The following is a 13,023-nucleotide window of genomic DNA, read 5'->3' as shown; positions in this document are numbered from 1 at the left end:
AGGGCGGGGCCATCTCTTACAGGCGCGGCTCTCGACCCACTTCGTAAGGTCTCCCCAGCACTGCCCAGGGCCTTGCCCCTGAAGAGCGCTGAGTACTGCGGTCAGCCCGGTTTAGCCCGCCAGCGCCTGATTCAGAGCCGCCGCCACCTGCCCCGGATCGGCCCGGCCGCCCGCTGCGCGCATCACCTGGCCGGTAAAGAAGCCCAGCAGCGCGGTCTTGCCGGCGCGGTAGGCCGCCACCTTCTCGGCGTTCTGCGCCAACACCCCCGCAATGATGGCGTTCAGGTCGTCGTCAGACAGGCCGCCAGCCAGCCCCTCGCGCTCGATAATGCCCAGCGGCGCCTCGCCGGACGCGGCGGCGCGGGCCAGGGCGTCGCGCGCCACGCGGGTCGTGACCCCACCCGAGGCCAGCCGCGCCGCCAGCGGCGAGAGGTCGGCGGCTGTCACCTGCACGTTGCCAGCGCGCAGGCCCGGTGCCAGGTCGTTGACCGTCCACGACACCACCTGCGCCAGGGTCGCGTCCGGCACGGCCCCCGACACAAAGGCCTGCAGCGCTTCATCCCGGACCACGGTGCGCGCGTCGGCCTCAGCGGCGCCCAGTGCCGTCAGGCGGGCCACCTCGGCCTCCTGTTCGGGCAGAAGTGGAGCGTGGGCGGTGGCAACCGGAGCCGGCTTGGCCGGGTCTGCCTTGGCCGGCTTTTTCTCGCCTTTCGGCCCTTTGGCGCCGTCAACCTTTTCCGCTTTCTGCCCCCAGGTGTCTTTCAGGGTGATGATGCGGCCAAACACCAGGGCGTCAGGTCGGCTGTCCACCGGGTCGCGCCAGAAATACCCCTGGCGCTCGAACTGGTAGCGGGTGTCACCGGGATCGTCTGCCACGCTAGGTTCCACAAAGCCGCGCGTGACCCGCAGGCTGTGGGGATTCAGGTACCGCATGAACTCGGTGTTCATAGGTCGGCTCTCGTCCTCGTGCCCGATTTCCTCCGGGTCAAAGTGAGGGGCCTGCGGCTCGGCGCCCGCGTCCTCGGGGTTGGCCGCTTCGGGGTTGGGCACGCGAAACAGGCGGTCATACAGCCGGAATTCGGCCGGCAGGGCGCGTTCGGCGCTCACCCAATGAATCACGCCGCTGGCCTTGGCGTCGTCCCCCAGCAAGGTGGCGACAATGTGCGTGACCTGCCCCTGCTCACCGGTCTCGAAGCGCTCGGCGCGGATGATCCCGGCGCCGCGCAGACGCACCGTGCCGCCGGGGGTCAGGCGCTTGTAGCCTTTGGGCGGCTCGGGGCTGAAGTCCTCGCGCTCGATGTACAGCGTCCGGGTCAGGGGCACTGGGCGCGCGGCCTCCTCGGGGGTTACGCGCGCGCCGCCTGGCCGCCCCACCAGGCCGTCAGGGCTGTCACGCACCACGTCAAAGGGCCAGTAAGGGAGGCTCAGGGTCTGCTCGGCCTCCACGTTCTCCAGGGTCACGCGCACCGGGTCCAGCACCGCCATGACGCGCGGGGCGCGGTGGTTCAGGTCGTCGCGCACGGCATTTTCATACACGCTGATGTCCACGGTGCGGTTGGTGCGGCTCACGCCAATGTGGGCGGCAAAGGCGCGCACGGCCTCCGGCGTCACGCCCAGCCGGCGCTGCGCGCGCAGGGTCGGCATGCGTGGGTCGTCCCAGCCGGACACGGCGCGCTCTTTGACCAACTCGCGCAGCTTGCGCTTGCTGGTGATGGTGTATTCCAGGCCCCGGCGCCCAAACTCGTACTGGTGGGGGCGCGGCGCGAAGCCCAGGCGCTCCATCAGCCAGTCATAAATAGCGCGGTTGTCCACGAATTCCAGGCTGCACAGCGAGTGCGTGACACCTTCGAGGGCGTCTTGCAGCGGGTGCTGAAAGTCGTACATGGGATAGATGCACCAGGCGTCGCCCGCGCGGTAATGGGTGCCGCGCAGAATGCGGTACAGCACCGGGTCGCGCAGCTTCATGTTGGGGCTGCTCAGATCAATCTTGGCGCGCAGCACGTGCTCGCCGTCGGCAAACTCGCCGGCGCGCATACGGCGCAGCAGGTCGAGGTTTTCCTCGGGGGTGCGGCTACGGTACGGGCTGGGCGTGCCGGGCGTCCTGGGGTCGCCGCGCAGGCGCGCCATCTCCTTGCCGCTGACCGAATCCACGTAGGCGTCGCCCTGGGTTACCAGCTGCTCGGCGTACCCGTAATACTTCTCGAAATAGTCGCTGGCGTAGTAAAAATGCTCGCCCCAGTCCCAGCCCAGCCATTTCAGGTCCTCGGCAATGGCATCCACATATTCCTGGGCCGCCAGTTCCGGGTTGGTGTCGTCCATGCGCAGGTGGTAGCGCCCGCCGTACTGCGCCGCCGTCTGAAAATCCAGAAACGAGGCGAAGATATGCCCCAGGTGCGCGTAGCCGCTGGGTTCCGGCGGAAAGCGCGTCACGATCTGCGGGTAGGTGCCGGCTTCCAGGTCACGTTCAATGATCTCGGTGATGAAGTTGGGGGCCACGCGCGGCGTGTCCGGGGCAGGGGTGGGGGACTCGGGGGCCGTCATAGGTCCCAGGATAGCGGGCGGGGGCCTATTTCAACGTGGCCAGCGTCTGCTGAGCCAGCGCCTGCACGTCGCGGTCCAGCGCGTCGGTGGGGGCCAGGGCCGCCGCCTGGGCCAGAATCCGCCCGGCCTGGGGGTCGCGCAGCAGCGCCAGGCTGAGGCCTGCGTGCGTCTGCACAAAGACATTCTCGGGGGCGGCCTGCGCGGCGGCCAGGGCCAGGGTGCGCGCCTGCCCGGCGTTGCCGCCGCTAAAGATCCCCGCTTTGGCCCAGGCTCCCGCGTGCCACTCGGCCAGCACCACTTTCACGTCGGCGCGGGCCGGGGCCAGCGTCAGGGCCTGTTCCAGTGCGGCGCGGGCGCCGTGCGCGGTGCGGAGGGCACCCAGCGTGTAGCCTCCGGCGCGGGCTTGCAGGCCCAGGGCGCTGCCCAGCGCCAGCTGGGCGTCGGGGTTAGAAGGGCTGGCGGCGGCGGCTGCCTGCGCACTGGCCACGGCCCGGTCCACCCAGTCGCGGCCTCCCCGGCGGTACTCGGCCACCGCCGCTGCGGCGCGGCTGGCGGTCAGAGAGTCGCCGCTCGCCTGCGCCGCACTGTAGGCACGGGCATACTCCCCCTGACGGAGCAGGTCGCCTGCCGGGCTGGCCCCGGCCCCCGACCACGGCAGCCCTGACCACAGCAGCAAAGACACCAGAACGCCGCGCTTCATCCCGGTCAGCCTAGCGGGCCAGGGTGAAGCGCGGCTGATGAAAGGCGGGCTTTAGGCGGCGGGTTGTTCGGGGGCCGCTTCGCCCTCGGCGGCGCGCCGGCCGCGGGCCGGGCGCTCGGCGCTGGGTTCGGTGGGGGTGGTCGGCGCCGCCGAGATGCGGGTCAGTGTGGTCTCGAAGGCGCGCAGGGCGTCACTGTCCCCCAGCTCGGTCACGGCGCGGGCGTTGAGGGCGCCCAGTTCCTCGCGGGTCACGGCGTACTCGGGCGCGTCGTGCCCTTTGAGGCCCTGCAACACGCGGTAGGCCGTGGCGGCCTCAATGGTGGCGCCCTTGGTGGTCGTCACCTGCGCGTCGCTGTGCATCTCGGCCCCAATCAGCGTGATGCTGCCGGGGCTGATCAGGGTCACGCGGTCACCGCGCTCCTCCATGTGGGCCGCCAGTTGCAGCAGGCCGCGCAGGTCCAGCATGCGGTGAAACAGCTCCAGGTGGGCCAGCATGGCTCCGGCTTTTTTCAGGGTGTCCATAGCTGCATTATTCTGCTGCGGGCAGAATTGTCAAGACCTGTTACGAGAGTATGAAGATGGCTATGCAAAAGAGCCGAAGGCAAGGCGCCTCCGGCCCTTACTTGGCCGTCAGTTGGAGACGGTGCTGCGGCCCACCAGGGTCAGCTTGACCTCCAGCGGCTTGCCGTCGCGCAGCACGCTCAGGGTGATGGTGTCGCCGGGTTTGTACGCGCGCACCGCGTACTGGAACTCCCCGAAGTTGACGATGCGCTTGCCGTTCACCGCCGTCACGATGTCGCCCGAGACCCGCTCGTCGTTGCCATTCAGGACCAGTGGCCTTAGGCCTGCTTTCTCTGCTGGGCTGTTCTTGGACACGCTGCTAAAAAAGGCCCCTGGCGTGTCGCCCAGTTTCAGCAGTTTAGTGAGCTCTGCAAAGTAGCGCTCGGGCAGGAAACTCAGCTCAGCGAAAGGGCCAGCCAGGGTAATGCCGATAATCGGGGCGTCCAACTTGGCGCCGGCTTTCAGTTGGGTCAGCCGGGGGTCTGTGGCCGTCACTGGCACGGCGTAGGACTGCGGCTGCTTGGACTGCGGGTTCAGGCTGATGTAACTCACGATGCCGGTCAGCTCGCCCCGGGCGTTCACGACTGGGCCGCCGCTGTCCCCAGGAATCAGGGGGGTATCCAGTTCCAGGGTGCCGGGCGGAAAGTCGGCGCGACCAGCGTCGGCGTCCAGGCCAGTCAGGCGGCCCACCTTGGTCTTCAGGAAGGCGCCGTTGCCGTTGCCAATCGCCAGGGCGATGTCCCCAATAACCGGGCGTGCGGCGGCCAGCGGCAGGAAGGGCGTGCCGGCCGGCACCTTCACCCGCAGCAGGGCGAGGTCATCCTGGTCGTTGTAACCCACGACCTGCGCCGTGTAGCGGGTGCGGTTCTCGGTCTGCACACTCAGGATGGTGGCGCCCTGAATGACGTGGTAGGCCGTCAGCACCAGGCCGTCGGCCGAGATCAGTACGCCGCTGCCCACACCGTCGCGGCTCGTGCAACTGGTATTGGCACACTGTTCCACACGCACGGTGGCGGGCCGCACCTTGCTGACCAGGGCCTGCAGCGTGGCCTGCTCCTGCGCGCTCAGCGGCTTGGCGCCCTGCATCCGTGGGTTCTGGCCACTCTGAGGGGCGGGCGCGGCGGTGGGGGCCGCCTGCTGGGCTATGCCCACCGTCAGAAAGGCGGACAGGAGCGTCACAAGGAAAGGACGGACGAGGCCGCCCCGAACTGACCTTAGGTTCATGCGCTATTCTGCCCGGCTGCTCCGGGGGCTGTTGTGGCCAAACTTCCCATGTGAATGCGGTGTGAATCTGGCCTCTGGCTGGGGGCGCAGAGGGCCAGCCGCCTTAGCCCTGGTTGTCCTGCTCAGGGGGCAACCGCAGGCCCAGCTGACGCTCGGTCAGGGCGCTGAGGCGGCCCAGGATGGCCGGGCCACTCCAGCCGGTCACGCAGGCCGCCGCCAGCAGCGCGGCGGGGGCTGGGGCCGGAAAGGCCAGGCTGAGCAGGGCCACCACCGTCAAGGCGGCCACTCCGGCGGCCAGGGCCTGGGCAGCGGTGGGGCGCAGACGCAGCCGGCCAGGACGGGCCAGCAGCCGGGTCAGCTGGGTAAAGCTGCCTGCGGCAAATGCCAGCAGCAGCAGAGGGGCGAGGGTCGGCAGCGTGGGCGGCAGGGATGACGGGTCGGGCATGACAGCCTCCAGCAGGAAAAAGGACGCGGCGCCGCACGAAAACAGGCTCATGCGGTCTGCTCTCAGCATAATATGTCTACAGACATATTGCAATGCAGAGGTATGCAATCGCCTTCTGCTCTGCCGTTTACACTGCATTCATGTCGTCTGAGCTGCCTTCCTCCGACCTCGCCCAGTGGCTGCGGCAGCAACGGCTGCGCCGGGGGGTGGGCCAGGCCCAGCTGAGCGCCCTGACCGCCGAACACGGCGGCGAGGAAGGCCAGGTGGCACAGCCGTACCTCAGCCGCCTGGAGCGCGGCGAGCGTGATCTGGGTGCCCTGACCCCGGCACGTCAGGACGCCCTGCGGCGCGCCCTGGGCCTGTCCCTCAGTGAATGGATGGCCCGCACAGGCCTGCGGCCCCTGGCCTCTCACCCCAGCGAGGACGTGCTGGGCACACTGGAACTGGTGCGGGTGCCGGTGCGCGCCCTGGCCACCGCTGGGCTGCCCACCAGCGAGACCGAGGGCCGCGTGATTGACTACGAACTCGTGCCGCTGCGCGACCACCGCCCCGGCATGCTGGTGCTGGAGGTCCAGGGCGATTCCATGACCACCGAGGCCGGCGGTATCCGGCCTGGGGACCGCGTGTATGTGGACCCCAGCGACCTGGATTTGCGCGAGGGCCGCATCTACGTCCTGCATGTGCCGGGGCTGGGCCTGACCGTCAAGCGGCTGCGCCGCTACAGCGCGCATCTGTGGCTCAGCAGTGACAACCCCGACCATCCCCCGGTGCGGCCCGAGGAAGCGACGGTGGTGGGCCGGGTGTATTTTCACCAGCCGCGCGGCCAGCGGGTCTAGCGCAGAGCAGAAAACCCAGCCCTGCCGAGAGCATTGAGCCTCAAAGGTGCCGGGGCCAACGGACGGGCGAAGCGCAGCAGAATGGGTGTCCGAGTTCAGTCCATAACGCCTGCCAAAGCCAGGACGTCGGCCCTGGTCTCTGGCAGGACAGGATGCGTCTCTCGTCTCTCCAGCCGCCTACCGTCTGCCCCCTATGCACCCATTCCCGGATGACCGTGGGCGAAAGCTCTGGAACGTCCTCCATTCCCTCTGTCAATCAAGCGACCAGGCAGAGCGGAACTGTTCTGCCGGTGTTGAGGCGTGAATGACCGCGTCTCCGCCCTCGCGCTGCAGGAACTGACGAACCAACTCAAACCCCAGGGCGTAGCCTCCCCAGCGGGGCAGGTCCTGACCCACGGACCCTAGGAACCAGGCCTGATGGTCATACGGGCCGTCCAACTGCTCGCGTGCCCGTGCCCACAGGGCGCCCAGGTCGGTGGTGGGCTGGGCATAGAGAGGGGGCTCACCGCGTTCCTCGACCTCGTAATGCTGAGCAAGTCCTTCAAAGACCAGGGCCTCCAGCAACGTTCCGAGGCCTGCGTGACGCCAGCGTTTCGCGTGATGGAGTTCGTGAGCGAGCGTCGCGGGCAGCTCGCGTTGCCAATGGTCAAGGAACTGCGGACTCTGTGGGGTCACGGCGAGATGAACGCTGTAGCCGTCTGGGGCATTGCCCACCATGCCTGTTTCCGGAATCGTCCACGGGCTGGCGTAGAGGACGGCGTCCACCCCATCCAGGCCCAACCGGCCGGTGTGGCGGGTGAACGCTTCGCGGGCCACGGCCTCCACCTATGCCGCCAGTACTTCTGGAAGTTGTTCGCCCGCATTCAGGAAATGGAAGACGTTGGCTTTCATCTGGCCGCCAGCGTCACACAGCGGGGCAGAAGAGTCCACCTGCTTTCAGAAATGCTCTGGGCTTCAGGTTCGGGCGGCAAGGGGAGTGGCCTGGCTGGGATGCGTGGTGCCCTCGTGCCATCCACCGTGATTAGTGCAGGGGCGGCAGGGTCAGGCGGCGCTGCACCGTGCGTTCGGCGCCCAGCTGACCTGCCTGCCAGTCTGGCAAGGCCGCCTCCAGGTCGGGCAGCAGTGGCCCTGGCAACTGGTCTGGGGGATACCAGCCCAGTGCCGCCACCTCGGCGGGGTCTGGCCGGGGCGTGCCCGCCACCACCCGCGCCAGAAAAACGTGGGCCAGAACGTCGGGCCAGCCGCCGCCCTGCAACAGATAGCGGCCGACCAGGCCCGTGACCTCCACGGTCAGGCCCACCTCTTCCTGCGTCTCGCGCACCGCTGCGGCCTGTGGGGTCTCGCCCTCATCCACCACGCCGCCGGGCGCGCCCCACAGCCGAAGCCCGTACTGCTGCTGTACCAGCAGGAGGTGACCCGATGGGTTCACGAGCAGAGCGGCGGCACACTGGCGCAGGGACATAGACCCGAAGATAGGTGAGGGGCTGCCCGGCCGCTACAGTGACAGCCATGACGCCTCAGCCGACCCACGTGTTCGTGTACGGCACCCTGATGCCCGGCGAGCGCAACGCCCACCTGACGGCGGCCGGCGTCCCCCAGGCCCAGCCCGCCACCTTGCGCGGCTTCACGCTGTACCACCTGCACCCCGAAGCCTACCCGGCGCTGCGGCCCGGCCCGGCCGAGGCCCAGGTCCGTGGCGTGCTGCTGACCTATGGGCCAGAGGCCTGGGCCGCCGCGCTGCCGCAACTGGACGAGCTGGAAGGCGTGGACGAGCAGCCGCCTCTGTACACCCGCGAGGTGGCCACACTGCAGCTGGACAGTGGGGAAGAGGTGGCCGCCTGGGTCTATATCTATGCCCGCCCTGACCGGCTGGCCCAGCCCGGCGCAGTCCCGGTGGCCGGCGGGGACTGGCGGGCCGCGCCCCACCGGGAACGCCCCGCTGCCGGCGAGCGGTAAGCCAAAAAAGCCGCCGCCCCCTGCTGGGGGAACGGCGGCCCGAGAGGCGCAGGTGTTAGCGGACGATGCGCTGGCCGCGGCGAATCTTGAGCTGGTCGGTCAGGGCGATGTACTCGTCGTAGCTGGTGCGCTCCAGGTACTTCAGCAGGCGGCGGCGCTGACCGTTCATCAGCTGCAGGCCGCGTTGGCCGTGCTTGTCTTTCTTGTTGGCCGTCAGGTGGGCGGCCAGGTTGCTGATGCGCTCGGTGAGCAGCGCAATCTGCACGGCGGTGCTGCCGGTGTCGGTGCCGTGCTTGGCGTGGGTCTGGATGGTCTGCTTCTTCTCAATCATGGAAAACCTCTCTTGTTGTGGCGTCCCGCACGCATCAGCCAGACAAAAACCGCCCTGGGGCGGGGTCTGACCGCTCGCGGCGGCAAACGTGAGCATACCACGCGCAGGCCTGGGCGCAAGCGGCCCGCCTTGACACTCGCCGCCGACCCCCCTAATATGGCTTCGCCTCTCATGGACTGCTCGGGTGGCGGAATTGGTAGACGCGCACGTTTGAGGGGCGTGTAGCTTAGCTGTGTGGGTTCAAGTCCCATCCCGAGCACCAAACAAAGACGCGCCGGTTTCCTGCCCTGGGAACCGGCGCGCTTCTTGTTCCTCTCTGTGCTATCTTCGCTGCGCATTGCTGGCGCAGCGCAGCGTGAACGCCTGAACCTGGTCAGGGCCGGAAGGCAGCAGCCATAAGGGATGATTCGCGGGTGCCGCTGCTCACCGGCAATGCTTTTTGCTCACCCTATCCGGGCGGCCACCAGAACATTTGGTGGCCGCCTATTGTTGGTGTGGTGGGCTGGCAGAGGTGTGCCGCTGCACTCTGGCCGAACACAGCCATCAGGTGCCGCCTTTTTGCCGGTCATCTCAGGAGCAAGAGGTCGAGAGAACCGGGTTTAGGAAGTGAACCGGCTTGGTTCCGATGTGGTGAGGTGACGGACCGCAGCCGTCTCGTACGACTTCCGCCTTGTTGTGCTGACCCATCGGCGCATTCCCAACTGGCCAACTCCGCGCCTGTCACCTGCTGTCCTCTTTCCCTCTAGTCGGATTGAGGCGCTGGCACAAACGCCTCGACCGCACACGCCGCCTTACTGTGTCAGCCGTTCGAGGTCGCTCTGGGCCAGGCGGCGCCGGGCCTGCCGGGCCTCGCGCTCGGTGTAGACGTGGGCCTGAGCGGTGAAGTGTTCGGTGGGCGCGTGGGCCTCCGGGTCGTGTGTTCCCAGAACGGGACGCAGAACCGGGAGCAAAAAAGACCGCAGGAAATTGGGGTTCTGACTCATGCCCCCAGAGTGCCGGCCACTTGTCACGTCAGGGTCCGCGCGGGGTCAGGGGCAGGTCAGCGCGTTTTGGGCTGAAGCACCAGCGCCTGCGTTTCCTTGACCACGGCCAGGTCGCGCAGCTGATCGGCATTCAGGTCGCCGGCGCCGGCCAGTGCGTCGGCCTTCTTGCGGTCAATGGTGGCCACTTCCAGCGCGGCGGCGTCCCCAAACACCTCACGGAAGCGGTCCAGCGGGTATTCCACGCGCCGCGTGACCTTCAGGGCGGCGCGGTACAGGTCGGTCTCAGCGTGCGCGCCGGCATTCAGGGCGGCTTTCAACTGCGCGCCCAGGGCCTCCCGCTCGGCTTCCAGACCCAGCAGGGTGTCGCGCAGGGTGGCGTACCGCTCCAGCAGCTCGCTGATGGTCGGCTCGGCGGTAGGGTCTAGGGGCAGGTCATGGCTCATGGTGCCGAGGATAGACCCGGTGCAGCCTGGCGCGCAGGCGGGGCGCTACCATGCCGCCCATGAGCGAAAGTGCCGCGCAGATAGCCGCCGACCTGGAACGCCGGATCCTTGACGCCATCCGGCGCGGCGCCAGCATGGCCGATATTGCCGACCTCAAAGAGTCGGATGTGGCCACCCCTGACGCGGCCATTCAGGCCCTCAAAGACGGCAACGCCCGTTTTTTCAGTGGCCAGGCCACCCGCCCCGAGATGAGCGCCAACGAGCGCCGCGCGCAGATTATGGGCCAGACCCCCTACGCCGCCGTACTGGCGTGCAGCGACAGCCGCGTTCCCGTGGAACTGGTGTTTGACCAGGGCCTGGGGCAGCTGTTCGTGGTGCGCGTGGCCGGGCATGTGGTGGGCGAGGCGGGGCTGGGCACCCTGGAATACGCGGTGCGCCACCTGGACGTGCACCTGATTGTGGTGATGGGCCATGAAGCCTGCGGCGCTGTGGCGGCGGCCCTGCTGCCCGAGACGCGCGTGGCCCAGGAACCGGCCCACCTGCAAAACCTGATTCGCTGCATTCAGCCGGCGCTGGTGGGCATGCCGACCATCCGTGATAAGAAGGCCCGCATGCGCGAGGCGGTGCTGAACAACGTGCGGTATCAGGTTCACCTGCTGCGCCAGGAACCCGTCATTCAGGCCGCCGAGGCCAGCGGCCAGATTCGCGTGATTGGTGCGTATTACGAGATAGGCAGCGGCGCCGTGGACTTCTTGACCGAGGAAGAAGACCTGCAGGTGTAAGAGGGAAGGGCAAGACTGCGGTAGCAGATAGTCCTAATCTCTGGGCAGGCCCGCTTGGGGTGCAGAGTCAGGTGGACACAGGGTCGAGGGAGACAATGCCCTTCTGATGGCTTTTGGAAGCCGATGCTGTCCCTTATCAGTGGAACGGAAGAAGGGCAGGCCGGGATTTCCCCTTGGCCTGCCCTTCTTGCTGGTGCGGTTGCCCGTTCACGGCCAATCGTCCATTCTCTGCCCTTACAGTTCCAGCAGCATCCGGGCCGGGTCTTCCAGCAGGTTCTTGATCATGACCAGAAACTGCACCGCTTCTTTGCCGTCAATGATGCGGTGGTCGTAGGACAGCGCGAGGTACATCATGGGGGCAATCACAACCTGCCCGTTCTGGGCAATTGGCCGCTCGATGATGTTGTGCATGCCCAGAATGGCGCTCTGGGGCGCGTTGATGATGGGCGTGCTCATCATGGAGCCGAAGGTGCCGCCGTTGGTGATGGAGAAGGTGCCGCCCGACATGTCGTCCAGCGTCAGTTTCCCGCCCTTGGCCTTGGTCGCAAACTCGGCGATCTGCTTTTCAATGCCCGCAAGGCTCATGGTGTCGGTGTCGCGCAGGATGGGCACCACCAGGCCGCGCTCGCTGGCCACAGCAATGCCTATGTCGTAGTACCCGTGGTAGATGATGTCCTTGCCTTCGACGCTGGCATTGACCACGGGGAAGGCCTTGAGGGCCTCGGTGGCGGCGCGCACGAAGAGGCTCATGAAGCCCAGCTTGGTGCCGTGCTTGGCGACAAACTGGTCCTGGTACTTCTTGCGCAGGTCCATCGCCGGCTTCATGTTCACTTCGTTGAAGGTGGTCAGCAGCGCCGCCGTGTTCTGCACGTCCTTCAGGCGCTCACTGATGCGCTGACGGATGCGGGTCATGGGCACGCGCTGTTCGGGGCGGGCGCCGGCCGGAATGCTGGCGGCGGGCGTCACACTGGCCTGCGCAGGCGCCGCAGCGGTCTGCGGGCCCTGCTGCGTGCCGCCGCCTTGCGCAGCCGCCACAGCGTCGGCCTTGGTGATGTTGCCGCGCGGGCCTGTGGCCGGAATCTGGGCGGGGTTCAGGCCCTGCTCGGCCACAATCTTGCGGACCGCCGGTGACAGGTCGTCGCGGCGGGTGGCCTCGTTGCCCAGCAGGCTGCCGGCCGGGGCGCTGTCCGGCTGGGCAGCAGTTCCGCCCGCGCTTGTTTCATTGGCCACCGGGCCGGCAGCGGGGTCAGCGGCGGCGCTGGCGGTGGGGGCCGGAGCACTGCCCGCCTCGCCCACCACGCCCAGGGTTTCCTCGCTCAGCACGGTGTCGCCCTCGTTCTTGGCAACGCTGACCAGCACGCCGTCTTGCAGGGCCGTGACTTCCAGCACCACCTTGTCGGTTTCAATCTGGGCCAGCACTTCGCCGCGCTTGACTGCGTCGCCGGGCTTCTTGTGCCACTCCAGCAGCGTGCCTTCGCTGACCGACTCGGAAAAAACAGGAACTTTGATATCCGCCATAGCGCCTTCTGTTATACCCCTCTGGCCCTGTGCCTGGGCCGGGGACGCGGGACGGCTGGCGGCAGGAGAACGTCCCTATGGCTGAACTTCAGAAGGCCAAAAAAAGCGCAGCGCCTCAGGGCTCTGAACCCAGGGCGCTTGCCTTTTCCTGATGGCTAGAGAGGGCGCTTCCCCTCCTCTAGTTGCCGTACACCACAAACACGTCGGCCGTATTGGCGGTGCTGGTGCCTTCCTGATACGAGGCCATAGCGATGTATTTGCCGGTCTTGTTGGCGTACACCAGGAACTCGCCGCCGCTCATCTTGCTTCTGGGCACCACGTTGTACTTGGCAAAGCTGGCCTGGTTGTACCCGTAAGCGCGAGTCTTGTAGATCAGGTCGTGAAAGGTAGACCCCCAGCGCCGCGCGCCGTAAATCTCGACCCATTTCACGGCAATCCCCTGGGCTTTGGCACTGGCCATCACGTCACTGGCCAGGCGCTGGGCCCCGGCATCACAGGCCCGCTGGAGCAGCGCGCCCCCATTACTACTGGGATACACAATCGGCACCAGGCCATTAAAAGCGTGGCTGGGCTTCTGCACACATTGGGCACCAGCGGCCGTGGCCAGGCTGAGCAGTATTCCGCTAACACCAATTGACAACATTCGCATAGGGCACCTCCAAAAGGTGTAAGTCGTGGTGTGTCCTCATGAGGCTAGGGTGCC

General features: G+C 67.4%; 15 protein-coding genes, 1 tRNA gene and 1 other RNA gene. 5 read left to right on the top strand and 12 right to left on the bottom strand.

What is annotated here, in order from left to right; genetic code table 11:
* Nucleotides 1–111 precede the first annotated feature (111 nt).
* The 5 genes from GO986_RS16960 to GO986_RS16940 form a co-directional block, all read right to left on the bottom strand.
* Entirely contained in the window at nucleotides 112–2,541 is a 2,430-nt protein-coding gene (locus tag GO986_RS16960) for a glutamine--tRNA ligase/YqeY domain fusion protein (protein WP_157460490.1), read from the bottom strand.
* A gap of 25 nt (nucleotides 2,542–2,566) precedes the next feature.
* Nucleotides 2,567–3,241, bottom strand: coding sequence for a hypothetical protein (locus GO986_RS16955; RefSeq protein WP_157460489.1), 675 nt, complete (start codon nucleotides 3,239–3,241; stop codon nucleotides 2,567–2,569).
* Between the two features lie 51 nt (nucleotides 3,242–3,292).
* Nucleotides 3,293–3,763 carry a multidrug DMT transporter gene (locus tag GO986_RS16950; RefSeq protein ID WP_157460488.1) on the bottom strand — a complete coding sequence of 157 codons (471 nt, stop codon included), beginning with the start codon at nucleotides 3,761–3,763 and terminating at the stop codon, nucleotides 3,293–3,295.
* 108 nt (nucleotides 3,764–3,871) lie between these two features.
* Nucleotides 3,872–4,981: a S1C family serine protease gene (locus tag GO986_RS16945; RefSeq protein ID WP_369409441.1), complete on the bottom strand. Its 1,110-nt coding sequence runs from the start codon at nucleotides 4,979–4,981 to the stop codon at nucleotides 3,872–3,874.
* 148 nt (nucleotides 4,982–5,129) lie between these two features.
* Nucleotides 5,130–5,522, bottom strand: coding sequence for a hypothetical protein (locus tag GO986_RS16940; RefSeq protein WP_157460486.1), 393 nt, complete (start codon nucleotides 5,520–5,522; stop codon nucleotides 5,130–5,132).
* An 89-nt stretch (nucleotides 5,523–5,611) separates the two neighbouring features.
* On the opposite strand from GO986_RS16940, the gene GO986_RS16935 reads away from it, so the two are divergent.
* Nucleotides 5,612–6,307 (top strand): XRE family transcriptional regulator, encoded by a 696-nt coding sequence (locus tag GO986_RS16935; protein WP_157460485.1) that lies wholly within the window; start codon nucleotides 5,612–5,614, stop codon nucleotides 6,305–6,307.
* Between the two features lie 252 nt (nucleotides 6,308–6,559).
* On the opposite strand, the gene GO986_RS16930 is transcribed toward GO986_RS16935, so the two are convergent.
* Both GO986_RS16930 and GO986_RS16925 read right to left on the bottom strand, forming a co-directional pair.
* Nucleotides 6,560–7,123, bottom strand: a complete 564-nt coding sequence (locus GO986_RS16930) for a DUF2268 domain-containing putative Zn-dependent protease (protein WP_369409440.1) — start codon at nucleotides 7,121–7,123, stop codon at nucleotides 6,560–6,562.
* A gap of 205 nt (nucleotides 7,124–7,328) precedes the next feature.
* Entirely contained in the window at nucleotides 7,329–7,769 is a 441-nt protein-coding gene (locus GO986_RS16925) for an NUDIX hydrolase (protein WP_157460484.1), read from the bottom strand.
* A 47-nt stretch (nucleotides 7,770–7,816) separates the two neighbouring features.
* Here GO986_RS16925 and GO986_RS16920 point away from each other — a divergent pair, with 47 nt between their 5' ends.
* Entirely contained in the window at nucleotides 7,817–8,263 is a 447-nt protein-coding gene (locus GO986_RS16920) for a gamma-glutamylcyclotransferase family protein (RefSeq protein WP_157460483.1), read from the top strand.
* A 55-nt stretch (nucleotides 8,264–8,318) separates the two neighbouring features.
* Here the strand turns inward: GO986_RS16920 and rpsO are convergent, their stop codons facing one another.
* Nucleotides 8,319–8,594: a 30S ribosomal protein S15 gene (gene rpsO, locus GO986_RS16915; protein WP_157460482.1), complete on the bottom strand. Its 276-nt coding sequence runs from the start codon at nucleotides 8,592–8,594 to the stop codon at nucleotides 8,319–8,321.
* A gap of 178 nt (nucleotides 8,595–8,772) precedes the next feature.
* Between rpsO and GO986_RS16910 the strand changes: the two genes are divergently transcribed.
* Together GO986_RS16910 and ffs are read left to right on the top strand one after the other, a co-directional pair.
* Nucleotides 8,773–8,856, top strand: a tRNA-Leu gene (locus tag GO986_RS16910).
* A 75-nt stretch (nucleotides 8,857–8,931) separates the two neighbouring features.
* Nucleotides 8,932–9,030: signal recognition particle sRNA small type (gene ffs, locus GO986_RS16905), an RNA gene on the top strand.
* A 355-nt stretch (nucleotides 9,031–9,385) separates the two neighbouring features.
* On the opposite strand, the gene GO986_RS16900 is transcribed toward ffs, so the two are convergent.
* Both GO986_RS16900 and GO986_RS16895 read right to left on the bottom strand, forming a co-directional pair.
* On the bottom strand, nucleotides 9,386–9,577 hold the full coding sequence (locus GO986_RS16900) for a hypothetical protein (RefSeq protein ID WP_157460481.1): 192 nt from the start codon (nucleotides 9,575–9,577) through the stop codon (nucleotides 9,386–9,388).
* Between the two features lie 56 nt (nucleotides 9,578–9,633).
* Complete coding sequence (locus tag GO986_RS16895) at nucleotides 9,634–10,020, bottom strand: hypothetical protein (RefSeq protein ID WP_157460480.1); 387 nt, start codon at nucleotides 10,018–10,020, stop codon at nucleotides 9,634–9,636.
* A 59-nt stretch (nucleotides 10,021–10,079) separates the two neighbouring features.
* Here GO986_RS16895 and GO986_RS16890 point away from each other — a divergent pair, with 59 nt between their 5' ends.
* Complete coding sequence (locus tag GO986_RS16890) at nucleotides 10,080–10,802, top strand: carbonic anhydrase (RefSeq protein ID WP_198170763.1); 723 nt, start codon at nucleotides 10,080–10,082, stop codon at nucleotides 10,800–10,802.
* A 234-nt stretch (nucleotides 10,803–11,036) separates the two neighbouring features.
* On the opposite strand, the gene odhB is transcribed toward GO986_RS16890, so the two are convergent.
* Together odhB and GO986_RS16880 are read right to left on the bottom strand one after the other, a co-directional pair.
* Nucleotides 11,037–12,320: a 2-oxoglutarate dehydrogenase complex dihydrolipoyllysine-residue succinyltransferase gene (odhB, locus tag GO986_RS16885; RefSeq protein ID WP_157460478.1), complete on the bottom strand. Its 1,284-nt coding sequence runs from the start codon at nucleotides 12,318–12,320 to the stop codon at nucleotides 11,037–11,039.
* Between the two features lie 178 nt (nucleotides 12,321–12,498).
* The gene (locus GO986_RS16880) at nucleotides 12,499–12,900 is read right to left on the bottom strand and encodes a hypothetical protein (RefSeq protein ID WP_157460477.1); all 402 of its coding nucleotides are present in this window, start codon (nucleotides 12,898–12,900) and stop codon (nucleotides 12,499–12,501) included.
* Nucleotides 12,901–13,023 lie beyond the last annotated feature (123 nt).

This window comes from Deinococcus arboris (genome assembly GCF_009755355.1).
GTDB lineage: Bacteria > Deinococcota > Deinococci > Deinococcales > Deinococcaceae > Deinococcus > Deinococcus betulae.
The sequence above is the reverse complement of the archived record's forward strand: the minus strand, read 5'-3'. Positions and strand labels throughout refer to the sequence as shown.

What these genes read in the sequence shown, in the direction of transcription:
- GO986_RS16960 (WP_157460490.1), bottom strand. Translation starts at nt 2,541, where the DNA reads ATGACGGCCCCCGAGTCCCCCACCCCTGCCCCGGACACGCCGCGCGTG.
- GO986_RS16955 (WP_157460489.1), bottom strand. Translation starts at nt 3,241, where the DNA reads ATGAAGCGCGGCGTTCTGGTGTCTTTGCTGCTGTGGTCAGGGCTGCCG.
- GO986_RS16950 (WP_157460488.1), bottom strand. Translation starts at nt 3,763, where the DNA reads ATGGACACCCTGAAAAAAGCCGGAGCCATGCTGGCCCACCTGGAGCTG.
- GO986_RS16940 (WP_157460486.1), bottom strand. Translation starts at nt 5,522, where the DNA reads ATGAGCCTGTTTTCGTGCGGCGCCGCGTCCTTTTTCCTGCTGGAGGCT.
- GO986_RS16935 (WP_157460485.1), top strand. Translation starts at nt 5,612, where the DNA reads ATGTCGTCTGAGCTGCCTTCCTCCGACCTCGCCCAGTGGCTGCGGCAG.
- GO986_RS16925 (WP_157460484.1), bottom strand. Translation starts at nt 7,769, where the DNA reads ATGTCCCTGCGCCAGTGTGCCGCCGCTCTGCTCGTGAACCCATCGGGT.
- GO986_RS16920 (WP_157460483.1), top strand. Translation starts at nt 7,817, where the DNA reads ATGACGCCTCAGCCGACCCACGTGTTCGTGTACGGCACCCTGATGCCC.
- rpsO (WP_157460482.1), bottom strand. Translation starts at nt 8,594, where the DNA reads ATGATTGAGAAGAAGCAGACCATCCAGACCCACGCCAAGCACGGCACC.
- GO986_RS16900 (WP_157460481.1), bottom strand. Translation starts at nt 9,577, where the DNA reads ATGAGTCAGAACCCCAATTTCCTGCGGTCTTTTTTGCTCCCGGTTCTG.
- GO986_RS16895 (WP_157460480.1), bottom strand. Translation starts at nt 10,020, where the DNA reads ATGAGCCATGACCTGCCCCTAGACCCTACCGCCGAGCCGACCATCAGC.
- GO986_RS16890 (WP_198170763.1), top strand. Translation starts at nt 10,080, where the DNA reads ATGAGCGAAAGTGCCGCGCAGATAGCCGCCGACCTGGAACGCCGGATC.
- odhB (WP_157460478.1), bottom strand. Translation starts at nt 12,320, where the DNA reads ATGGCGGATATCAAAGTTCCTGTTTTTTCCGAGTCGGTCAGCGAAGGC.